At 59.5% G+C, this 21,403-nt stretch carries 20 protein-coding genes; 14 read left to right on the forward strand and 6 right to left on the reverse strand.

Annotation, left to right across the window (positions count from 1 at the left end; translation table 11 throughout):
- The first annotated feature begins 33 nt into the window (after positions 1-33).
- The 12 genes from pilM to trpS all read left to right on the forward strand — a co-directional run bounded on the left by pilM (position 34) and on the right by trpS (position 10,061).
- Positions 34-867, forward strand: coding sequence for a type IV pilus biogenesis protein PilM (pilM, locus tag ABTW55_RS12375; protein ID WP_060423655.1), 834 nt, complete (start codon positions 34-36; stop codon positions 865-867).
- On the forward strand, positions 867-1,406 hold the full coding sequence (locus tag ABTW55_RS12380; RefSeq protein ID WP_049213870.1) for a PilN domain-containing protein: 540 nt from the start codon (positions 867-869) through the stop codon (positions 1,404-1,406). The genes pilM and ABTW55_RS12380 overlap by 1 nt, the downstream gene beginning before the upstream one ends.
- A complete protein-coding gene (locus tag ABTW55_RS12385) occupies positions 1,399-1,893 on the forward strand; it encodes a hypothetical protein (protein ID WP_041037013.1) in 495 nt (164 codons plus the stop codon). Before ABTW55_RS12380 ends, ABTW55_RS12385 begins: the two co-directional genes overlap by 8 nt.
- The gene (locus ABTW55_RS12390) at positions 1,886-2,248 is read left to right on the forward strand and encodes a HofP DNA utilization family protein (protein ID WP_039569179.1); all 363 of its coding nucleotides are present in this window, start codon (positions 1,886-1,888) and stop codon (positions 2,246-2,248) included. Before ABTW55_RS12385 ends, ABTW55_RS12390 begins: the two co-directional genes overlap by 8 nt.
- Complete coding sequence (gene hofQ, locus ABTW55_RS12395) at positions 2,245-3,489, forward strand: DNA uptake porin HofQ (protein WP_072265059.1); 1,245 nt, start codon at positions 2,245-2,247, stop codon at positions 3,487-3,489. Before ABTW55_RS12390 ends, hofQ begins: the two co-directional genes overlap by 4 nt.
- Before the next feature lie 349 nt (positions 3,490-3,838).
- Complete coding sequence (aroK, locus tag ABTW55_RS12400) at positions 3,839-4,360, forward strand: shikimate kinase AroK (protein WP_004391482.1); 522 nt, start codon at positions 3,839-3,841, stop codon at positions 4,358-4,360.
- Between the two features lie 106 nt (positions 4,361-4,466).
- A complete protein-coding gene (gene aroB, locus ABTW55_RS12405) occupies positions 4,467-5,567 on the forward strand; it encodes a 3-dehydroquinate synthase (RefSeq protein ID WP_033649322.1) in 1,101 nt (366 codons plus the stop codon).
- A gap of 156 nt (positions 5,568-5,723) precedes the next feature.
- The gene (locus ABTW55_RS12410; RefSeq protein WP_033636298.1) at positions 5,724-6,734 is read left to right on the forward strand and encodes an SPOR domain-containing protein; all 1,011 of its coding nucleotides are present in this window, start codon (positions 5,724-5,726) and stop codon (positions 6,732-6,734) included.
- A gap of 84 nt (positions 6,735-6,818) precedes the next feature.
- Entirely contained in the window at positions 6,819-7,631 is an 813-nt protein-coding gene (gene dam, locus ABTW55_RS12415; RefSeq protein ID WP_004930319.1) for an adenine-specific DNA-methyltransferase, read from the forward strand.
- Positions 7,632-7,682: 51 nt separating this feature from the next.
- Positions 7,683-8,360: a ribulose-phosphate 3-epimerase gene (gene rpe, locus ABTW55_RS12420; protein WP_004930320.1), complete on the forward strand. Its 678-nt coding sequence runs from the start codon at positions 7,683-7,685 to the stop codon at positions 8,358-8,360.
- Positions 8,353-9,051, forward strand: coding sequence for a phosphoglycolate phosphatase (locus ABTW55_RS12425; protein WP_015379295.1), 699 nt, complete (start codon positions 8,353-8,355; stop codon positions 9,049-9,051). The genes rpe and ABTW55_RS12425 overlap by 8 nt, the downstream gene beginning before the upstream one ends.
- Positions 9,052-9,053: 2 nt before the next feature.
- Entirely contained in the window at positions 9,054-10,061 is a 1,008-nt protein-coding gene (gene trpS, locus ABTW55_RS12430) for a tryptophan--tRNA ligase (RefSeq protein WP_025304534.1), read from the forward strand.
- 51 nt (positions 10,062-10,112) lie between these two features.
- On the opposite strand, the gene cysG is transcribed toward trpS, so the two are convergent.
- The 4 genes from cysG to nirB are packed head-to-tail and all read right to left on the reverse strand — an operon-like array spanning position 10,113 to position 15,256.
- Positions 10,113-11,516, reverse strand: coding sequence for a siroheme synthase CysG (gene cysG / locus ABTW55_RS12435; RefSeq protein ID WP_033654856.1), 1,404 nt, complete (start codon positions 11,514-11,516; stop codon positions 10,113-10,115).
- A gap of 50 nt (positions 11,517-11,566) precedes the next feature.
- Positions 11,567-12,367 carry a nitrite transporter NirC gene (nirC, locus tag ABTW55_RS12440; RefSeq protein ID WP_060425391.1) on the reverse strand — a complete coding sequence of 267 codons (801 nt, stop codon included), beginning with the start codon at positions 12,365-12,367 and terminating at the stop codon, positions 11,567-11,569.
- Between the two features lie 16 nt (positions 12,368-12,383).
- Positions 12,384-12,710 carry a nitrite reductase small subunit NirD gene (nirD, locus tag ABTW55_RS12445; protein WP_019456155.1) on the reverse strand — a complete coding sequence of 109 codons (327 nt, stop codon included), beginning with the start codon at positions 12,708-12,710 and terminating at the stop codon, positions 12,384-12,386.
- Positions 12,707-15,256: a nitrite reductase large subunit NirB gene (nirB, locus tag ABTW55_RS12450; protein ID WP_060423660.1), complete on the reverse strand. Its 2,550-nt coding sequence runs from the start codon at positions 15,254-15,256 to the stop codon at positions 12,707-12,709. The genes nirD and nirB overlap by 4 nt, the downstream gene beginning before the upstream one ends.
- A gap of 303 nt (positions 15,257-15,559) precedes the next feature.
- Between nirB and ABTW55_RS12455 the strand changes: the two genes are divergently transcribed.
- Positions 15,560-16,828, forward strand: coding sequence for a cytosine deaminase (locus ABTW55_RS12455; RefSeq protein WP_041036994.1), 1,269 nt, complete (start codon positions 15,560-15,562; stop codon positions 16,826-16,828).
- 347 nt (positions 16,829-17,175) lie between these two features.
- Complete coding sequence (locus ABTW55_RS12460) at positions 17,176-18,744, forward strand: phosphodiester glycosidase family protein (protein WP_080431171.1); 1,569 nt, start codon at positions 17,176-17,178, stop codon at positions 18,742-18,744.
- Positions 18,745-18,791: 47 nt separating this feature from the next.
- On the opposite strand, the gene ABTW55_RS12465 is transcribed toward ABTW55_RS12460, so the two are convergent.
- Together ABTW55_RS12465 and tsgA are read right to left on the reverse strand one after the other, a co-directional pair.
- A complete protein-coding gene (locus ABTW55_RS12465) occupies positions 18,792-19,814 on the reverse strand; it encodes a YdcF family protein (protein WP_060423668.1) in 1,023 nt (340 codons plus the stop codon).
- Positions 19,815-20,153: 339 nt separating this feature from the next.
- Positions 20,154-21,338, reverse strand: a complete 1,185-nt coding sequence (tsgA, locus tag ABTW55_RS12470; RefSeq protein ID WP_033636290.1) for an MFS transporter TsgA — start codon at positions 21,336-21,338, stop codon at positions 20,154-20,156.
- Positions 21,339-21,403: the final 65 nt, after the last annotated feature.

The following is a 21,403-nucleotide window of genomic DNA, read 5'->3' on the forward strand; positions in this document are numbered from 1 at the left end:
TTTATCATCTGATGTTATGGAGGCTTGCGAAACATGTTCCCTCAAGCATGGCAGGTAGGGCTGGATATACAAATCGACTGCGTGCGGGCGGTGGCGGCCCAACGCCGCCGCAACGGCTGGCAGTTGCACCACTGGTGGCAGCAGGCGCTGCCGCAGGCGGTTTTGCGCGATGGCTGCCTGCAACCTTCCGAATTCCTGATCCGGGCGCTGCGGCAATGGCGCGTCCAGCTGCCGCGACATATTTCCTTACGCATTGCTCTACCGGCGCAACGCGTGTTACAGCAGCGCATGACGCAGCCGGACGCGCGGCTGCGCGAGCCGGAACGCAGCGACTATATCGGTGGCCACGGTTTGAAGCAGTTCCCGCTCGACGGCCAGACGTTGGTGCTCGACTATCGCGCCGCGCCGGCGGATGAGGCGGCGCTGCTGTTGACCGCTGCGCGGCGGCAGGAGCTGCAGCAGTGGCTGCATTGTCTGCGTCAGGCTGGCCTGCATCCGCAAGCGGTCGATATCACCCCCTGTGCGCTGCGCATGATGGCGACGGCGGCAGGCGTGCCGCCCGCTGCGGGGTTGATGCACCGTCTCGAACGAGAATGGCTGTGGGTGGCGCCGGCCGACGGCGCGTTCGCTTTTGGTCTGGCGCCGGGCGACGATGACGCGCAGGCGCTGCGGGCGCTGCAAGCCCAGATGCCGGTGGGCGACGATCGGCCGGTCTATGCCGGCGGTGTGCTGGCGGGAGCCTTGCCCGCCGGTTGCCTTGGCTGGTCGCCGCTCAGCGCCTTCACGCAGCTGCGTCCGCCGTTGCCTGCGCATCCTTCGGCGTTCGCGTTGGCCGGTGGTCTGGCGCTGCGCGAGGAGGATCGCTGATGTATCAGGTCAACTTTCTGCCCTGGCGCCAGCGCCGCGAGCGGCGGCGCGGCTATTTCTGGCTGGGCGTGCTGCTGTTGCAGGTAGCGGCGCTGCTGCTGGCACTGTTCCTGATCGCCGGCCAGCTGCGGCATCAACAGGCGCAGCGGCAGGCGCGGCTGGCGATGCTGGGTGAAGATTTGGCGGCATTGACGTTGCTCGTCCGCCAGCAGCAGCAAGAGCGGGCGCAGCGAGCGCTGCACAGCGTCCGCGCCGAACGGCAGGCGAGCAACGCCCAACATAACCGGCGTTATTTGCAGCTGCTGCAGCAATTGTCCTCCAGCGTTCCTCCCCCGCTGTGGCTCACGGCGCTGGACAGCGATGCGGCGAACGGCCTGCGGCTGCGTGGATTGAGCCGCTCTCCAGCGGCCATCACGCAGTTCGAACGACGGCTGGCGGGGATGCCTGCGTTGCCACGGCTGCGTTTGGCTGAGGTGGCGCAACGCGAAGACGGCCTGTACTCCTTTCACCTGGCGGCGCGCTGGGGGCGTGATGGATAGCCGTTTGTCATCCGGGCTGCGCTTCTGGCTGAGCTTGCCGGGTTGGCTATTGCTGGTGGCACAAGGGCTGGGCATTGGCGCGTTGGCGCTGTTGGGCGGCGGCTGGATGCTGCAAGACGAATGGCGTCAGCGGGAAAGCGCGGCGGAGCGGCAACAGCGCCTGTTGCAACAGATCGCCATGGTGCAACGCCAACTGGATGAGGTGCCGCAAACCGCTATCCCTGCGGCGCCGCTTGCGCCGATCGCCACCGGCGATCTGGCGAGCGTGCTGCAACGAGCGGGGGGCGCCCTGTTGCGCTGGCAGCGGCAGGAAAAACCGCCGCGGCAAACGCTGAGCTTGCGCATTGACTACGCCGGTTTGCTGGTGCTGCTGGAGGCGCTGCCCGCCGATTTGCGCCTCCAGCAGCTGAGCGTGGAGACACCGCCGCAGGGCATGACGGCGCGGTTGGTTTTACAGGATACCGCCGAGGAGCAGGCCGATGAGTAAAAGACCTGGCCGTTGGTGGTGGCTGCTATGGCCGTGGGCCTTATGCGCTGAGCCGCGCGATCCGTTTGCGCCGCCTCCGCTGCCTGCTTGTGCCCAAACGGAGGCATCGCCGGCGGGCTGGCGACTGAAAGGCGTCATCGGGCACCCGGCGCTGCGCTATGGCTGGGTGGTGACGCCGGCGGGGCAATGGCTACGCCTGCGGCCGCAGCAGCGGGTGCTGGCCGAGCGCTGGCAGGTGACGCAGGTGCAGGCGCGCAGCCTGACGTTAACGGCGCTGGCGGCCGAACCGGATTGCCCGGCGAGCCAGGGCGACATCTCGCTCATGATGGACAACAACAAGGATGGCAAACCATGAAAGCACGCGCTGGATTGGGCGTGGCGCTGTGGTGCCTGGCGCTCGGTGCCGCGCAGGCGCAGGATAAGCAGCGGGTTTCCCTGGAGTTTCAGGATGTGCCGGTGACGGTCATCCTGCAGGCGCTGGCGGATTATCGGCAGATGAACCTGATCGCCGCGCCCGGCGTGAGCGGCAACCTGACGCTGCGGCTGGAGAATGTGCCCTGGCCTCAGGCGCTGGCGCTGACTCTGCGTATGGGCAAGCTGACGATGACGCGGGAGGGGAGCGTGATGCTGATCGCCCCGGAGCCGGACGCGCAGGAAAAAAAACAGCAGCGAGAAGCGCTGGCGCAGCGGCAACCGCTGCACAGCCTCACCCTGACGTTACAAAACGGCGATGCGGCGGAGATTGCCGAAAGCCTCAATGCCCAACGCGGCGCCTTGCTCAGCGAGCGTGGCAGCGTGCTGGCGGATAAGCGCACCAATACGCTGCTGCTGCGCGACACCGCGCCAATCCTGGCGCAGTTGAAAAAACGGGTGACGGAAATGGACGCGCCGCTGGCACAGGTGCAGCTGGCGGCGCATATCGTGACCATCAACAGCGAAAGCCTGCGTGAACTCGGCGTGCGTTGGGGATTGGCGCCCGACGACAGGCCGACGCGGCCGCTGCGGCCGGGCAATCTCGGCGTCAACCTGCCGCTGGAGCGCAGCGCGGTGAACGCCGGTTTCCACCTGGCGCGCATCAGCGGGCGTTTGCTGAGCCTCGAGCTGACGGCGCTGGAGCAGGAGAATCAGGTGGAGATCATCGCCAGCCCGCGCCTGCTGACGGCGCATCTGCAAACCGCCAGTATCAAACAGGGAACCGAGATCCCTTACGAAGTGTCGAGCGGCGCCAGCGGTGCGACCGCGATCGAGTTCAAAGAGGCGGTGCTGGGCATGGAGGTGACGCCCAAGGTGTTGCCGGACGGACGCATCACGCTGACGCTGCACATCAGCCAAAATATGCCGGGGCGCGCCATCAGCCGGGGCGCGGGGGAAGCGCTGACCATCGATAAACAGGAGATTAAGACGCAGATCACGGTGAAAAACGGCGAAACCCTGGTGCTCGGCGGTATTTTTCAACGGCATAGCGGCAAGACGGCGGACAAGGTGCCGGGATTGGGCGATGCACCAATGCTGGGGGGCTTGTTCCGGCAAAGCGGCGCGCAACAGAAAAAACGCGAGCTGGTGATCTTCATTACGCCGACCCTGATTAAGGGATAAGCGGCTGCCTGTCGGCCGGGCGGCAAATCTCCTAAAGTTGATGAGCAGATACACTTTTTTATCCCCTTGGGGGGATCTGCGTTTGACGCTGCGGCCGATTTAGCTTACAAGGGTTACCGAATTGAGCACCGAGGTTTTTTGTTAGCGTCAAGACGCCGTTAAAAACATATGGTTTCCCTCCCGCGGCGTGGATTGCGATTTATTCGGTTGCCAAACTACCAAGAGTGTTGAGATAATTTTTCGTCTGATCTCGCACTATCGCTCATGAGGTTTCAGTTTAGGTCCCGCCGCTGATTTGATTGGCGGGGCGGGTTAACATTAACGAATTGTCTTAGTAATACCGAAAAACATGGCAGAGAAACGCAATATCTTTCTGGTTGGGCCTATGGGTGCCGGCAAAAGCACTATTGGCCGTCAGTTAGCTCAGCAACTCAATATGGAGTTCTTCGACTCCGATCAAGAAATTGAGCGACGTACCGGAGCTGACGTGGGCTGGGTATTCGACGTGGAAGGGGAAGAAGGTTTCCGCGATCGTGAAGAAAAAGTCATTAATGAACTGACGGAAAAACAAGGGATTGTGTTGGCGACCGGCGGCGGTTCGGTGAAGTCGCGCGAAACGCGCAACCGTCTGTCCGCGCGCGGCGTGGTGGTCTATCTGGAAACCACGATCGAGAAGCAGCTGGCTCGTACCCAGCGTGATAAAAAACGCCCGCTGCTGCAGGTTGATTCTCCGCCGCGTGAAGTGCTGGAAGCCTTGGCGAAAGAGCGCAATCCGTTGTATGAAGAGATTGCCGATGTCACCATCCGCACCGACGATCAGAGCGCTAAAGTGGTTGCCAACCAGATCATCAACATGCTGGAAAGCAACTGATTGCCGATTTTCGCGTTCGCCGTCGGCCAATGCGGAAAACTGATTTGTGTTCCCCGCTGTTGCGGGGATCAACCACCGCCGCACCATACAGAGAACTGAGCGCGACATGGAGAGAATTACTGTAACGCTTGGGGAGCGCAGCTACCCGATTACCATCGCCGCCGGATTGTTTAACGATCCGGCTTCTTTTATGCCGTTGAAGGCGGGTGAGCAAGCGATGTTGGTCACCAACCAGACCCTGGCGCCGCTTTATCTGGAGCGTGTCCGGCAGGTGCTGGAGCAGGGGGGCGTCGTGGTGGATCAGGTGATCCTTCCCGATGGTGAGCAGTACAAATCTCTGGCGGTGTTGGAGCAGGTGTTTTCGGCGCTGCTTGAAAAACCGCACGGGCGCGATACCACGCTGATCGCCCTCGGCGGGGGCGTGGTCGGCGATCTGACCGGCTTCGCCGCCGCGTGCTACCAACGCGGCGTGCGCTTTATTCAGGTTCCCACCACGCTGTTGTCGCAGGTGGACTCCTCCGTAGGCGGCAAAACCGCCGTCAACCACCCGCTCGGCAAAAATATGATCGGCGCTTTCTATCAACCCGCTTCGGTGGTGGTTGATCTGGATTGCCTGAAAACGTTGCCGACGCGTGAACTCTCTTCCGGCCTGGCTGAAGTCATCAAATACGGGATCATCCTAGATCGCGAGTTCTTCGTCTGGTTGGAAAACAACATCGATGCGCTGATGGCGCTGGATATGCAGGCGTTGGCGTACTGTATCCGCCGCTGCTGCGAGCTGAAGGCCGAGGTCGTGGCCGCCGACGAACGCGAAAGCGGCCTGCGCGCCTTGCTGAATCTGGGCCATACTTACGGCCACGCCATCGAAGCCGAAATGGGCTACGGCGTATGGCTGCACGGCGAAGCGGTGGCTGCGGGCATGGTGATGGCGGCGGAAACCGCGCACCGTCTCGGCCAGTTCTCGGTTGAAGATATCGAACGCATCAAAGCGCTGCTGCTGCGGGCCGGCTTGCCGGTCTGCGGGCCGCAGGAAATGACGCCGGAATCCTATCTGCCGCACATGCTGCGCGACAAGAAAGTGTTGGCGGGTGAATTGCGTCTGGTGCTGCCGACCGCGATAGGTGCGGCGGAAGTGCGCGGCGGCGTAGGGCATGAGCTGGTGTTGGCGTCGATCGCCGCCTGCCTGCCTGAGCAGCAGCGTAATTAAATCGGACTAAGTAACAGTGGCTTAGCCGCCATTTGCATCTATATTAATACAGTGAGCAGAGCACGACGGGTGTCGCTTTGCCATCATCGGGTTAATCTGCCCGTGCCACGGTAGGTCTACGGTGGTGGGCTTTTGCCTCTAGTTGGAGGGTTTCAGATGGACGAGTTTAAACCGGAAGACGATCTCAGACCTGATAGCAGCGATCGTCGTCCTACGCGTTCGCGCAAGCCGGCCGCCGCGCCGCGCTTCGCCGTTTCGCGCCAGCATTTGATGATCGGCATCGGCATTTTGGTGCTGTTGCTGCTGATTATCGGCATCGGTTCCGCCTTGAAGGCGCCGACCAAGCATGAAGCGGCTCAGGATAGCGGCGCGCAAAACGGCGCGGCCCGCGATATCAACCTGTCCGGTTCTTCGTCGCTGACCACCGCCAATAACGGCGTGCCGGGCGGCACCACGGATACCCATGACAACAACGGCGTGAGCGCGACTCAGCCGCAGCAACCGCAGAACGTCAGCGTTCCGCCGATCTCCGGCACGCCGACCGAAGCGCAAACTCAGCCTCAGCAGGGCGGTGCGCAGCAGCGCGTCGATCTGCCTGGCAACATGGCGGATGCGCTGTCGCAGCAGCAAGGGCAGGTGGATGCCGCGACCCAGGGCATGACCGGCGCAGCCTCGACGCTGCCGACCGCACCGGCGACGGTGATGAGTGGCGCCGCGGCGCGCGAAACGACTCGCCCTGTGCAGGGCACCGCGCAGCAACAGCATAAAACGCCGGCGAAAACCGCCGCCAAGCCGAGCGCGACGCAGCATAAATCACCGACCACGGTGTATACGCCGCCTGCCAAGCCGTCTTCTACCGCGAAAGCGGGAGCGGTCGCCAGCAGCGGCAGTTCGCTGCAGTCTGCGCCAGGCAGCCACTATACCTTGCAGCTGAGCAGCGCTTCGCGTTCCGATACGCTGAACGCCTACGCCAAACAGCAGAAGCTGCAGAACTACCTGGTGTACGCCACCAAGCGTGACGGCAAACCGTGGTACGTGCTGGTAAGCGGCAACTATGCGTCTTCCGCAGAAGCGAAGCGCGCCATTGCTTCGTTGCCGGCGGATGTGCAGGCGAAAAAACCGTGGGTCCGACCTGTACACCAAGTGCAGCAAGATCTTAAAAAATAAATCATTTAAATTTGTGCGCTGATGTGCTGTCTGAAACAGAGTACAATCCGCCGCTCTGAATTGTATAAGTAGCTAATTGACGGCATGAAGAAAAACCGCGCTTTTTTAAAATGGGCTGGTGGAAAATACCCGCTGGTAGATGAGATTCGTCGCCATCTGCCGGCGGGAGACTGCTTAATCGAGCCCTTCGTGGGTGCGGGATCCGTCTTTCTGAATACGGATTACGACGCCTACATTCTCGCCGACATCAATAGCGATCTTATCAACCTGTATAACATCGTTAAGCTGCGCACGGATGACTTCGTGCGCGATGCCCGCACGCTTTTCGCCGATGAATTCAATAACTCGGATCAGTTTTACCTGCTGCGAGAAGAGTTCAATACTAGCACCGAGCCTTACCGCCGGGCGCTGCTGTTCCTGTACCTGAACCGCCACTGCTATAACGGCCTGTGCCGCTATAACCTGCGCGGCGAGTTCAACGTGCCGTTTGGCCGGTACAAGAAACCGTACTTCCCGGAAGAAGAGCTCTACTGGTTTGCCGAAAAATCGCGCAATGCCACTTTTGTCTGCGAGCATTACCGCGATACCATGGCGAAGGCCGTGGCCGGCGCCGTGGTGTATTGCGATCCGCCTTATGCGCCGCTGTCGGCGACGGCGAATTTCACCGCCTACCACACCAACAGCTTCAGCATCGCCGATCAGCAGAGCCTGGCGCATCTGGCGCACCAGCTCTCGGTAGAGAGCCAAGTACCGGTATTGATCTCCAATCACGATACCGAGCTGACGCGCGACTGGTACCAGCATGCCGCGCTGTATGTGGTGAAAGCGCGCCGCACGATCAGCCGCAACATTCTCGGCCGCAGCAAAGTGAACGAGCTTTTGGCGCTGTATCGCTAAGCCGGGGGCACCCCGGCGCATAACAACTCGACCCTACGTTTGGAGAAGCGGATGAAAAAGTTTTTGATTGCCCCGTCCATTCTGTCGGCAGATTTTGCCCGGTTAGGTGAAGATACCGCCAACGTGCTGGCCGCAGGCGGCGACGTGGTGCACTTCGACGTGATGGACAACCACTACGTGCCCAATCTGACCATCGGCCCGATGGTGTGCGAAGCGCTGCGCAACTACGGCATTACCGCGCCGATTGACGTGCACCTGATGGTCAAGCCGGTGGATCGCATCGTGCCTGATTTCGCCAAGGCCGGCGCGTCTTATATCTCTTTCCACCCCGAAGCTTCTGAGCATGTCGATCGCACCATTCAGCTGATCAAAGAGCACGGCTGTAAAGCCGGCCTGGTGTTCAACCCGGCCACGCCGCTGAGCTACCTCGATTACGTGATGGATAAAATCGACGTGATCCTGCTGATGTCGGTTAACCCGGGCTTCGGCGGCCAGTCGTTCATTCACGGCACTCTGGACAAGCTGCGCCAGGTGCGCAAGCTGATTGACGACAGCGGCCGCGATATCCGCCTGGAAGTCGACGGCGGGGTGAAGGTGGACAACATTGCCGAAATCGCCGCCGCGGGCGCCGATATGTTCGTCGCCGGTTCCGCCATCTTTGGCCAGCCGGACTACCGCAAGGTGATCGACGAGATGCGCAGCGAGCTGGCGAAGGTTACCCATGGCTGATTTCGGCGCGATCCGCGCATTGGCCTTCGATCTGGACGGCACGCTGGTCGACAGCGCGCCGGGTCTGGCAGCCGCCATCGATATGGCGCTGGAAGAGACGGGCCTGCCGCAAGCGGGTGAGGAACGGGTCGGCACCTGGATCGGCAACGGCGCCGACGTGCTGGTGCAGCGCGCGCTGCGCTGGGCGGAAGCGGAAGGCACGCCGGAGCAGTGCAGCCGGCTGCGTGAACGCTTCGACCATTTCTACGCGCAGACCGTCGACAGCGGCAGCCGCCTGTTCCCGCAGGTGCAAGAGACGCTGGCCCGGCTGGCCGCGCACGGTTACCCGATGGCATTGGTGACCAACAAGCCGACGCCGTTCGTGGCACCGCTGCTGGCGGCGCTGGGCATTGGCGACTATTTCTCGCTGGTGATCGGCGGCGACGACGTGACGGAAAAGAAACCGCATCCGGCGCCGCTGTACCTGGTGCTCGGCAAGCTTGGGCTGCGGGCGCATGAACTGCTGTTCGTCGGCGACTCCCGCAACGATATTCAAGCCGCGCAGGGTGCCGGTTGCCCGAGCGTCGGCTTTACCTACGGTTATAACTACGGCGAATCGATCGCCCTGAGCCACCCCGATCGGGTGTTGGAGCGCTTCGCCGATTTGTTGCCCGCTCTTGGGCTGTCATCTTTAGAGAATCAGGAAATTTAAACATGAGTAAGCCCATCGTATTTAGCGGCGCGCAGCCGTCCGGCGAACTGACCATCGGCAACTACATGGGTGCGCTGCGTCAGTGGGTGCAGATGCAGGACGACTACGACTGCATCTACTGCATCGTCGATCTGCATGCCATCACCGTGCGCCAGGACGCCGAGAAGCTGCGCAAGGCCACGCTGGATACGCTGGCGCTGTACCTGGCCTGCGGTATCGATCCGGAAAAAAGCACCATCTTCGTGCAGTCGCACGTGCCTGAGCACACGCAGCTGAGCTGGGTGCTGAACTGTTACACCTATTTCGGCGAACTGAGCCGCATGACGCAGTTCAAGGACAAATCCGCGCGCTACGCGGAGAACATCAACGCCGGGCTGTTCAGCTATCCGGTGCTGATGGCGGCCGATATCCTGCTGTATCAAACCAATCAGGTGCCGGTGGGCGAAGACCAGAAGCAGCACCTGGAACTGAGCCGCGACGTAGGCCAGCGTTTTAACGCGCTGTACGGCGACGTGTTCAAAGTGCCGGAGCCGTTCATTCCTAAATCCGGCGCGCGCGTCATGTCGCTGCAGGAGCCGACCAAGAAGATGTCCAAGTCGGACGACAACCGCAACAACGTGATCGGCCTGCTGGAAGATCCGAAAGCGGTGACCAAGAAGATCAAACGCGCAATGACCGACTCGGAAGAGCCGCCTGTCGTGCGTTACGACGTGGTCAACAAGGCGGGCGTCTCCAACCTGCTGGATATCCTCGCCGGCGTGACCGGCAAGAGCATCGCGCAGCTGGAGGCCGAGTTCGAAGGCCAGATGTACGGCCACCTGAAAGGCGCGGTGGCGGAAGCCGTCTCCGGCATGCTGGGTGAGCTGCAGGAGCGCTACCATCGCTTCCGCAACGACGAAGCCTATCTGCAGCAGGTGATGCGCGACGGCGCCGCCAAGGCCCGCGCGCGCGCGCAGGAAACCCTGGCGAAGGTCTATCAGGCCGTCGGTTTCGTACCGCCGCAGGCGTAACGCCGGCGCGAATAGAAAAAGCGGCCAAAGGCCGCTTTTTTTACGTCGGTATCACGCCATTTGCGCCAGGCCGGCGGGCGGTTCCTCGCTGGCGAACCAATTGAGCTTGCTGCGCAGGCTGACCACGCTGCCGACGATGATCAGGCTGGGGCTGGCGGCCTGCAGGGACAAGGCGCCCAGTTGGCCGAGCTCGCCTTCGATCACCCGCTGGCGGCAGGACGTGCCGTTTTCCACCAGCGCTACCGGTGTGGCGGCCGGCAAGCCGTGTGCGATCAGCTGGCGCTGGATCTCCGCTGCCTGCGTTAGCCCCATATAGAACACCAGCGTCTGCTGCCCGGCGGCCAGCGTCGCCCAGTCCAATCCGCCGTCGGCCTTGGCGTGGCCGGTCACCAGGCGCACGCTCTGCGCATGGTCGCGGTGGGTGAGCGGGATGCCGCTGTAGGCGGAACAGCCGGAGGCGGCGGTAATGCCCGGCACCACCGAGAACGGCACGTTGGCGTCCGCCAGCGTCTCCAGCTCTTCGCCGCCGCGGCCGAAGATAAAGGGATCGCCGCCCTTCAGGCGCACCACGCGTTTGCCTTGCAGCGCCTGCTGCAGCAGGATTTGGTTGATTTGCTCTTGCGGCACGCAGTGGTGGCCGGCGCGTTTGCCGACGAAGATGCGTTCGGCGTCGCGGCGCACCAGCGTCATGATCTCTTCGGAGACCAGCCGGTCATAAACCACCACGTCGGCCTGCTGGATCTGCTGCAGCCCTTTCAGCGTCAGCAAGCCGGCATCGCCCGGCCCGGCGCCCACCAGCACCACTTCACCGCGATCTTCCGGCCGTTCGCTGAACAGCTGCTCGAGCTGGCGTTCGGCCAGCGCGGCGTCGTCGTTGGCCAGCGACTGCGCCAGCCGATCGTGGGCGAATAACCGTTCCCAGAAGCGACGGCGCGCGCCGAGGCTGCTGAAGCGTTGTTTTACCCGCTGCCGCAGCGAGCCGCCCAGCTGGGCCAGCTTGCCGAGGTGCTGCGGCAGCATCGCTTCCAGCTTCTCGCGCAGCAGCCGCGCCAGCACCGGCGCTTTGCCGCCGGAGGACACCGCCACCATGATCGGCGAACGGTCGATGATCGACGGCATGATAAAGCTGGCGCGTTTTGGATCGTCCACCACGTTGCAGAACACCCGCTGCTGGTTGGCGCACTGATACACCAGTGCGTTGACTTCCAGCCGGTCGGTAGCGGCGATCACCAGCCATTTTTCCGCCAGCAGGGCCGGGCTGAATTCGCCCTCGGCCAGCGTCAGCAGGCCTTTTTCAGCCCAGTGGTGGAACTGTGGGCTGAATGCCAGGGCGTTGACGGTCAGCGCCGCGCCGGCGTCCAGCAGCAGGCGCGCCTTGCGTTCGGCGATCTCGCCGCCGCCCACCAGCAGGCAGGCTTTGTGTTGCAGTTGGCAGAAAATCGGCAGGTAGTCCATCGGCACTCCTCGGGAGAATCAGTGTGGGGGCGAAATGCGCCCCCGAAAACTCAGGCGGTCTGACGTGCGGCGGCTTTCGCCGCCTGCGGGCGTTCGGCGCGCGGCGTAGCGTACCAATACCCCAGGCCCATCAGCACCGAGCCGGACAGGATGTTGCCCAGCGTCACCCACAGCAGGTTGTGGCCAATGCCGGCGAGGGTGTAGGCCTCGCTGTGGTTGCCGAACCAGGAGAGGGCGAACAGCGTCATGTTGGCGACGGAGTGTTCGTAACCCGAGGCGATAAAGGCCAGCAGGCACCACCAGATGGCGATGAATTTGGCGGCGCCTTCGACGCGGATCGCCATCCAAATCGCCAGGCAGACCAGCCAGTTGCACAATACGCCCTTGAAGAACAGCACTTCGGCCGGCGCGGTGGTTTTCGCCAGCGCGGCGCTGTGCACCAGGCTGGTATCCACCGGCAGCAGGCTGCCGCCGCCGTAGTAATACATCAGCGCCACCAGCACCGAGCCGAGCAGGTTGCCGAGCCAGGTTTGCGGCAGCACCGCCCACATTTGGCTTTGGCGGATGGTGCCGGCCTTGACGCCGAGCGTCAGGAACATCGTATGGCCGGTGAACAGCTCGGAACCGGCGATGATCACCAGCGTCAGCGCGATGCCGAAGGTGGCGCCCATCACCAGCGGCCGCACGCTTGGGTCGACCAGGTTGCCGAGGGTGAAGATCAGGATGATGCCGAGGCCGACGTAGGCGCCCGCCATCGCCGAGCTGATCCAAAAGCCGAGCGGGCTCTCCTTCGCCAGGCGGACGATGCGCGCCGCGTTGGCGGCGCATTTGTTGATCGTGTTGGTAAACATGTTGCCTCCCGAAAGGTTATGCCGCGACTTGCACGATGCCGTCGACCACCCGGCTGGCGAAGCTGGCGACGGAACGGCTGTCGTCTTCCAGACAGTGGCCGTCGTACAGGCGGAAATGCTGTTTCTTCAGCGGGCTGGCGACCCACAGTTCGCCCTGATGCTCGGCGATCAGGCCGCGCGACAGCACGCTGGCCTGGGCGAACGGGTCGATATTGCTGATGGCGAACACCTGCTCGTCGGCATAGGGGCGGAACACCGCCACCTGCCGATCGCCGATCAGGGCGCACACGCCGGTGCCGGGCAGAATGTCGGCGACGGGACAAACGGTAATCCACTGGCTCATGCGTGGCTCTCCTCGGTATCGATCAGGGTGACGGGAATGCGCTCGTCAGGGCGCGCCGGGCGGTGCTGGTCGCGTTCGGCCACCACCTGCACGTTCGGATCGCGCAGCGGGCTGTTGACGAAGTGGGCGAAGCGCAGCTGCGTTTCCGGGTGCTCGACGGTCTCTTTCCACTCGCAGATCACCGCATCGCGCAGGCGGGCGATCTCCGCTTCCAGCTGGTCGTTGATGCCGAGCTTGTCGTCGATGATCACCTTGCGCAGGTAATCGATGCCGCCTTCCAGGCTCTCCAGCCACACCGAGGTGCGCTGCAGCTTATCGGCGGTGCGGATATAGAACATCATGAAGCGGTCGAGGTAGCGCACCAGGGTCTCGCGATCGAGGTCGGCGGCCAGCAGATCGGCGTGGCGCGGTTTCATGCCGCCGTTGCCGCAGACATACAGGTTCCAGCCGTTCTCGGTGGCGATGATGCCGACGTCCTTGCCCTGCGCTTCGGCGCATTCACGGGTACAGCCCGAGACGCCGAACTTCATTTTGTGCGGGGTGCGGATGCCTTTGTAGCGATGCTCCAGCGTGACGCCGAAGCCGACGCTGTCGCCGACGCCGTAGCGGCACCAGGTGCTGCCGACGCAGGTTTTCGCCATGCGCAGCGCCTTGGCGTAAGCGTGGCCGGTTTCAAAGCCGGCGGCGAGCAGCTTGCGCCAGATGGCCGGCAGGTCGTCTTTCTGCGCGCCGAACATGCCGATGCGCTGCGAACCGGTCATTTTGGTGTAGAGGTTGTACTCCTTGGCGATCTGGCCGATGGCCAGCAGGCCGTCCGGGGTGATTTCGCCGCCGGCGGAGCGCGGGATCACCGAGTAGGTGCCGTCTTTCTGGATATTGCCGAGGAAGTTGTCGTTGGTATCCTGCAGCGGCGTATGCTGCGGCTTGAGGATGTATTCGTTCCAGCAAGAAGCCAGCAGCGAGCCGACGGTCGGCTTACACACTTCGCAGCCGTAGCCTTTGCCGTATTTGGCCAGCAGCGCCTCGAACGACTTGATGCCTTCGACGCGGATCAGGTGGAACAGCTCCTGGCGCGAGTAGGCGAAGTGTTCGCACAGGTGATGGTTGACCTCGATGCCTTGCTTGCTCAGCTCGGCGTTCAACACCTGGGTGAGCAGCGGGATGCAGCCGCCGCAGCCGGTGCCGGCCTTGGTTTCGGCCTTCAGCGCCGCCACGGTGTGGCAGCCTTTGTTGACCGCCTGGATGATGTCGCCTTTGCTGACGTCGAAGCAGGAGCAGATCTGCGCGCTTTCCGGCAGCGAATCCACGCCGATGGCCGGTTTGCTGCCCGCATGAGCCGGCAGGATCAGGCCGTCCGGGTTTTCCGGCAGCTCGATGCCGTTCAACGCCAGCTGCAGCAGGTTGCCGTAATCGCTGGTGTCGCCCACCAGCACCGCGCCGAGCAGGGTTTTGTTGTCGGCGCTGACCACGATGCGTTTGTAGACTTCTTTGCTTTCATCCAGATAAACGTAGCTGCGGGCGCCCTCGGTGCGGCCGTGAGCATCGCCGATGCCGCCGACGTCCACGCCCAGCAGCTTCAGCTTGGCGCTCATGTCGGCGCCCTGGAAGCCGTTTTCGCGGCCCAGCAAGTGATCGACGGCCACCTGCGCCATTTTGTAACCCGGCGCCACCAGGCCGAAGGTGCGATCGCGCCAGGCGGCGCACTCACCGATGGCGTAGACGTCCGGATCCGACGTCTGGCAGCTGTCGTTGATGGCGATGCCGCCGCGGCGGCCAATCTCCAGCCCGCACTGGCGCGCCAGCTTGTCCTGGGCGCGGATGCCGGTGGAGAAAACGATGAAATCCACTTCCAGCAGGCTGCCGTCGGCGAAATGCATGGTTTTGCGCGCGGTGCCGCCGCCGTTGACGATCTCCTGGGTATTTTTGCCGGTGTGTACCTTGACGCCCATGCGCTCGATCTTGCGGCGCAGCTGGTCACCGCCCATCGGGTCGAGCTGTTCGGCCATCAGCATCGGGGCGAACTCGATCACGTGCGTTTCCACCCCCAGGCTTTTCAGCGCGCCTGCGGCTTCCAGCCCCAACAGCCCGCCGCCGACCACCGCACCGCGTTTGCTGCGGCGCGCGCAGGCTTCGATGGCGTTCAGGTCTTCGATGGTGCGGTAAACGAAGCAGTCCTGGCTATCCGAACCTTTAATCGGCGGGATCCACGGATAGGAACCGGTGGCCATGATCAGCTTGTTGTAATAGACGGTGCGGCCGGTGTTGGAGTGGATGACCTTCTCGTCGCGATTGATGGTGATGGCGCGCTCGCCGACCAGCACCTTCACGCCGTGTTTTTCGTAAAAGCCTTCGCGTACCAGCGACAGCTCTTCGGCGGTGTGGTGCGAGAAGTAGGAAGAGAGGTGCACGCGATCGTAAGCGATGCGCGGCTCTTCGCAAAATACGGTGATTTCGAACTGGTCTTTGTCTGCTTTATCCAACAGATCTTCGATGAACCGGTGGCCGACCATGCCATTGCCGACGACGGCAAGTTTGACTCTGCTCATTATTGCCTCAAAATTCTGGTTTCCTAGGCTTACCTTATCTCTCCCAATGGGCAATTTATTGATGCAAATCAATCACACCCTCATATACCTCTAACGTGGTATATGGATGATTTTTCACGTTTTTTGATAAGTTGCGGATTTTATTCACCTTTAGCTGAAGCGAGTCAGTTTGCATGCAAACTACCCCGCAGGGAGTAAACACAGGGGGTAGGCAGGCAACGGTGACTTTGTCAGCGCGATCCGCTGCCAGTATGATGAAGAAAACCAGCGCAACGGCAGAGGTGAAGGGTGGCGAAACGTCCATTGAAGTTTATCGATAACCTGCGTTTGAGCGGGCATGAAGGATTGTGGCAACTGGCGATTGAGCAGGGGCGCATCGCGCATCTGGTGCCGCAGCCGGAAGGGCAGGAGTGGCGCAGCGACGTGTTGGATGCGCAGGGCGGGCTGGCGCTGCCGGCGTTCGTCGAACCGCATATTCACCTGGATACCACGCAAACCGCCGGTCAGCCGGCCTGGAACCAGTCCGGCACGCTGTTCGAGGGCATTGAGCGCTGGGCCGAACGCAAAGCGCTGCTGACCCATGAAGACGTCAAGCAGCGCGCCTGGCAAACGCTCAAGTGGCAGATCGCCAACGGCGTGCAGTATGTGCGCACCCACGTCGACGTTTCCGATCCCACGCTGACCGCGCTGCGCGCCATGCTGGAGGTGAAACAGGAGGTGGCACCCTGGGTGACGCTGCAGATTGTCGCCTTCCCGCAGGAGGGGATCCTTTCCTACCCCAACGGCGAAGCGCTGCTTGAAGAGGCGCTGTGGCTGGGGGCCGACGTGGTGGGCGCCATTCCGCATTTCGAATTCACCCGCGAGTACGGCGTGGAGTCGCTGCATAAGGCGTTTGCGCTGGCGCAAAAATACGATCGGCTGGTGGATGTGCACTGCGATGAGATCGACGACGAACAATCGCGCTTCGTCGAGACCGTGGCGGCGCTGGCGCTGAAGCTGGAGATGGGGGCGAAAGTCACCGCCAGCCACACCACGGCGATGCACTCTTACAACGGCGCTTACGCCTCGCGGCTGTTCCGCCTGCTGAAAATGTCCGGCATCAACTTCGTCGCCAATCCGCTGGTGAACATTCACCTGCAGGGCCGTTTCGACAGCTATCCGAAACGGCGCGGCGTAACGCGGGTGAAGGAGATGCTGGAGGCGCAGATCAACGTCTGCTTCGGCCACGACGACGTGTTCGATCCCTGGTATCCGCTCGGCACCGCCAACATGCTGCAGGTGCTGCATATGGGGCTGCACGTGTGCCAGCTGATGGGCTATGGCCAGATCGACGACGGGCTGAAGCTGATCACCAGCCACAGCGCGCGCACCCTTAACCTGAGCGACTACGGCCTGGCGGCCGGCAACAGCGCCAACCTGGTGATCCTGCCGGCGGAAAGCGGCTTCGACGCGGTGCGCCGCCAGACGCCGGTGCGCTACTCGATTCGCCAGGGGGCGGTGATCGCCGAAACGCGGCCGGCGGAAACCACGCTGCATCTGCAGCAGGATGAAACGGTGGATTTTCGGCGCTAGCCAGTTCTTTTGCCCGCGACAATAATGGTGAACATTGTATGTTGTGGGCCGTTCTCTCACGATAATTCCGGCAACGCGTTGTACATTATTGATCGGTCGATTAAGAACTCTCTTTATAATTTGAATATCTAACAATCATTCATTGAAATAATTCTATACGCATTGTTCTTTATCACGAAATGCCACGCTTCGGCTATTTATAGTCTATATCCCTAACCTTGTTGGATAATAGAGTGTTGATATTGATCTTAATCAATGACTTTTATTGTTTTACTTTGATTTGTGGATATTTATAAGGTTTTGATCTAGTTGTTTGTGATTGATTATTAACTTTATTGGTGTCTGATATGCAAGGTTTAATGATATCTTTCCGCCGAATAGCATTGTTTGGTTTTCTGGCTTATGGCGGGGCATGCTATGCGGCGTTGGCCGGTGAAGGTAGCGTTACGGATCCGACCAATGAATTTGATGATATAAATATTCAGGATCCCAATTGCGATGAACGTGCCACGGAGAAGTATTCGGCTAACAGAGATAGGTATGCCATGTTCACGATGTGCGAAAAGTATGTCGATGGGAAGATGGTTTTAATTCTATGGGTGAACAAGTATCAGGATTATAGTTCGGGCTTTTGGTATGACTGGGAAGAGCCTTATAAACTGAGCATGCTGGTCGGGATAAAACATGATGAAACAGGGAGAGAAAGTCAGCAGCTCTTTCAGTTATACGGATTTGGCAGAGATAAGCGCTTCGTCAAGGTGATACCAACACCAAGGTCTGGGAGATATACGTTTACGCTCAACGCGACCGTACATGCTGATAAAATAGGCAGCGCTAATGATATCTATGTTCGTTTAAGTAAGGAAGTAAACATCGACCCTGATGGTGCTGAAACCTTAATGAAGCTAAATGATGAAATAGAGAAGCATAAAGATGAACCGTTTGCTTATATTTTTGATAAAGACCATCAAATTCCCATGCGCTCAAACGTTGATAGATATTATGCCAATAATCAAAATGGTGTGTTGTTGGTGATTCCTGATGTGAGAAAACGAGTGCCGTCATTGCTTCTGGATATGAAAAAAAGGACGTCGTTGCGTTGTGAGATGAATAACAATGCGGTAACGGATGACGGGAGGCGGCAATCATCTGAAATTTATTATCCGGTTGGCGCATGGGGGCGGTTAGCTTTCCCTGACATTGTGCTAAACGTTAATTATTTTGATATCAGGGCGCAAAGAAACGGTACTACCTGGCTGAGTAATGGCTGTGCAACGCCGCTTGGTATGTATTATGACAATATTAGCGGTGGTTCAACACAGCCTGAGCAAGAAACCAGTGATTATTTCCCTGGGCTGCGCCATTTTGTTGATGAGCATAATAAAGCCGCGCCGGTTGACACATTTTTTTGGGAAATGAATCAACCTGGAGTTCCGTTGCATATTGTAATAAATACCGATCGTTTCAGCAGAGAGGCTACGAATTACGCTAATAAGCTAACGAATATGAGAGGCCAATTTGTGGCCTTTTCCGGTACCTCGTTGATTCCACGGCGTGATGATGGTCCGGAAGGGCAGCCGGATAATGGGCCAGCCCAAACGACCCGGATTGCCCTGGGTTACCATAACCAGCAGGATCGTCTTTATATTTTTCACGGCGGTGCTTACCGTGACGGCATTGACCGTGGGGATCTGACCGCGTTGTTCCGGGCATTGGAGGCCAAGGTAGCGATAGAACTGGACGGCGGCGGCTCCGCCGCCTTAGTGATTAAGGACGGCGCGGCGAAATGGGGGGGCGGCGAGTTACCCAAGAGCAGTTGTTCTAACTCTGGCGCCTGGTGTTCGCCGATAAAACAACCTGACGGCAATGCCCGCCCTGTACCTTCCTGGTTGGGAATTGAGCTGAGCCAGCCCTGAGCAGTGAATCGAATCCCGGATGGCGCCGTCCATCCGGGAGCACGCTATCAGTTTAGCGAGAATTCAGGTGCGGCAGAAATCATATACAATCCATAGGCGCGCAGCGCATCACGATAGATACCCAGTTTGCGTTTCCCTTCGAATTTCATTTCTTCTTCGGAGGCGTCAGGGGCTGCGACGGTAGTGATATCATAATGTTCCCCTTTGGCCAGAGCGAGGGATTGTAAAATGACATGGCATCTGCGCACATGGGTTGCGGAACTGACGATGACAATGTTATTTCGTTTTTCTTGTTTGATGATGTAACGCGAATAAATAAAATTTTCTACGGTATCTGTCGCATAGTTTTCGGCAATTATCCGGTTTTCATCTATGCCTTGGTGAATCAGCCATTGCTTCATTTCGATGCCTTCGCTTTTATCATGTTTCGGCACGCCGCCTGTTACGACAATTTTAGCCTCAGGCAGCATTTTAGCCATGGCTAAGGTTTTTTCCAGCCGGTCGATCAAGATGCTATCCATGGTGCCATCTTCTTTTAATGCATAACCCAAGGTGATAATTAGTGCTGGGTTATTTTTGTTATAGCCAGCGGGAAGTTTTTCCGCTATTGGCATGGCTAATTGCTCGTTGATATTACCGATTATGGTCGTCACATCTTTTGCCCGTTGCTCACTGATTTTCTTTAGGGCTGATATTTCGTTGGTAAATGGTTGCCCCAGATAGTGTTTGTACATCACCAGATAGGTCAGCGCATCAATATCACCACCGGTTTGGGTATTTATTCTGGCATAGACGTCTAGTGCCTTATGAATATCTCCTTGCAGTATGTAGGTATTTCCCAGGCTAAATAGGACATCCAAGCGTTGTGGCGCACTCTGGTGAGCCGAGGATAATGCATTTTCCAGTTTTTCCAGGTTATAAATCTCATAGGCGTTTTTCGCACTTAAGAGGAATTGATGTGTTGTGTTACGCGCATTAATGGCCGACGCTGTTGTGAATGACGTATTTTTACCATAGACGGGGGCGTTGCTTATCAACATTAAGAATAAGGCATAAACTATCTTTTTCATTTATGATATTCCTTTATATATATTTGATGGTGATGCTTGAGCGCTGAGTGAGTGAAAATGATAAGTGAACAGCCGCCGGTAGGGCTGCGCTGTTTCTCATTAATCGGAGTTTTCAAATATAAGGAGTGTTGGCATTTTATACAATGCCCATTTAATTATGTTCCGTCACAGCGCGGATTGGAAATGAAACTCGGTTATGCCACCGGCCCAGGGCGCGTTGGCCCAGCTTATGGAAAAGAGGAGAGAATAAAAAATGCCGGCCAGGTAGAAGCGGCCGGCATTTATCTAAGGAGAGGGGCATTATCAGTCAACGACGATGAATTCAGCCCTGTGTGCGGATCAGTGCGTCACGTGGCCGTGGCTGCGGTGCTTGGTCACGAAGCCCAGCAGCAGGCACATCACGAACACCGCCAAATACAGGCCGTTGGCGGTGGTCAGCGCCGCGTGCGCGCCGCCTTTCGCCACGATCGGGCCGGTAACCACGAAGGTCAACATGGTGCCGATGGTGCCGCAGGTCAGGATAAAGTTGACCAGCTTCGGCGAGGAGACCTTGGTCTGCAGCGAGCCGAGGGTGATCAGCGTGGTGTAGATGGCGCTGGAAACGAAGCCCAGGGCCATGATGTAGTAGCCCAGGTGCTCCGGGTTGTCGGTGCTGACGAACAGGTACATCGCGCCGGTAGCCAGTGCGGCCAGCACGGTCACGATGCGCTGCAGATCGAAGAAGCGCAGGATGAAGCTGAACACCCACATGCCGACCATGTAAGAGGTCCAGAAGTCGCTCACCAGCTTACCGGCCTGGCCGATGTCCATGTTGAACGACTTGGTGGCGTACTCAGGCACCCACTGAATGAAGCCCAGCTGGCCGAGGATGTAGCACAGCGCGGCGATCGACAGGAACAGCACGCCGATGCCCCATTTTTCTTTCTCGACCGGCTGGCCGGCGTCGGCGCCTTTCTTGCCCAGCACCGGGAATTCGGAGCACAGGGTCAGCACGAAGATCCCCACGTACAGCAGGCCGATGCAGGCATAAACCCAGTACCAGCCGATATGGCGGGCCAGCAGCATCGCGGCGACGATCGGGAAGATCATCCCGGCCATGCTGAAGAAGGAGTCGGTGAACAACAGGCGCGAACCGCGCTGGCGGCCGGCATACATGTGGGTGATCAGGAAGGTGCCGATCGACATGGTGATACCGCTAACCACGCCGAGGATAAACATGCACAGCGAGAACATGGTCAGGCTCTTGCCGAGCATCAGCCCGGCGACCGCCAGCACCATCAGGACAAAGCCGAAGATCAGCTGACGCTTCAGCGGGATGATTTCCATCAGCCAGGCATTGAGGAAGATCGAAATCAAAATGCCGGCGTTGAGGAAAGTAAAGGTGTTGCTCATGCTGGAAACCGGCAGATTAAAGTACTCTGCAATGTTTCCCATCACCATCCCTGTGACGATCACTAAAGCACCGGTCAGCGCGTACGAAAAGAAGCTGATCCAGGTAAGCCGTATGCGGTTACTGTCATTCATTGTATAGGCCTGAATATGTCTGTTAGAGGTTTTAACGCTGGCATAAGGCCGCTGGCTTTTCCTGG

The sequence above is a fragment of the Serratia sp. SM04 genome (assembly GCF_040280225.1).
Classification (GTDB): domain Bacteria; phylum Pseudomonadota; class Gammaproteobacteria; order Enterobacterales; family Enterobacteriaceae; genus Serratia; species Serratia sarumanii.

Bases quoted from the DNA above. Each gene is read 5' to 3' on its own strand.
- pilM (WP_060423655.1), top strand. From the start codon at position 34: ATGTTCCCTCAAGCATGGCAGGTAGGGCTGGATATACAAATCGACTGC.
- ABTW55_RS12380 (WP_049213870.1), top strand. From the start codon at position 867: ATGTATCAGGTCAACTTTCTGCCCTGGCGCCAGCGCCGCGAGCGGCGG.
- ABTW55_RS12385 (WP_041037013.1), top strand. From the start codon at position 1,399: ATGGATAGCCGTTTGTCATCCGGGCTGCGCTTCTGGCTGAGCTTGCCG.
- ABTW55_RS12390 (WP_039569179.1), top strand. From the start codon at position 1,886: ATGAGTAAAAGACCTGGCCGTTGGTGGTGGCTGCTATGGCCGTGGGCC.
- hofQ (WP_072265059.1), top strand. From the start codon at position 2,245: ATGAAAGCACGCGCTGGATTGGGCGTGGCGCTGTGGTGCCTGGCGCTC.
- aroK (WP_004391482.1), top strand. From the start codon at position 3,839: ATGGCAGAGAAACGCAATATCTTTCTGGTTGGGCCTATGGGTGCCGGC.
- aroB (WP_033649322.1), top strand. From the start codon at position 4,467: ATGGAGAGAATTACTGTAACGCTTGGGGAGCGCAGCTACCCGATTACC.
- ABTW55_RS12410 (WP_033636298.1), top strand. From the start codon at position 5,724: ATGGACGAGTTTAAACCGGAAGACGATCTCAGACCTGATAGCAGCGAT.
- dam (WP_004930319.1), top strand. From the start codon at position 6,819: ATGAAGAAAAACCGCGCTTTTTTAAAATGGGCTGGTGGAAAATACCCG.
- rpe (WP_004930320.1), top strand. From the start codon at position 7,683: ATGAAAAAGTTTTTGATTGCCCCGTCCATTCTGTCGGCAGATTTTGCC.
- ABTW55_RS12425 (WP_015379295.1), top strand. From the start codon at position 8,353: ATGGCTGATTTCGGCGCGATCCGCGCATTGGCCTTCGATCTGGACGGC.
- trpS (WP_025304534.1), top strand. From the start codon at position 9,054: ATGAGTAAGCCCATCGTATTTAGCGGCGCGCAGCCGTCCGGCGAACTG.
- cysG (WP_033654856.1), bottom strand. From the start codon at position 11,516: ATGGACTACCTGCCGATTTTCTGCCAACTGCAACACAAAGCCTGCCTG.
- nirC (WP_060425391.1), bottom strand. From the start codon at position 12,367: ATGTTTACCAACACGATCAACAAATGCGCCGCCAACGCGGCGCGCATC.
- nirD (WP_019456155.1), bottom strand. From the start codon at position 12,710: ATGAGCCAGTGGATTACCGTTTGTCCCGTCGCCGACATTCTGCCCGGC.
- nirB (WP_060423660.1), bottom strand. From the start codon at position 15,256: ATGAGCAGAGTCAAACTTGCCGTCGTCGGCAATGGCATGGTCGGCCAC.
- ABTW55_RS12460 (WP_080431171.1), top strand. From the start codon at position 17,176: ATGCAAGGTTTAATGATATCTTTCCGCCGAATAGCATTGTTTGGTTTT.
- ABTW55_RS12465 (WP_060423668.1), bottom strand. From the start codon at position 19,814: ATGAAAAAGATAGTTTATGCCTTATTCTTAATGTTGATAAGCAACGCC.
- tsgA (WP_033636290.1), bottom strand. From the start codon at position 21,338: ATGAATGACAGTAACCGCATACGGCTTACCTGGATCAGCTTCTTTTCG.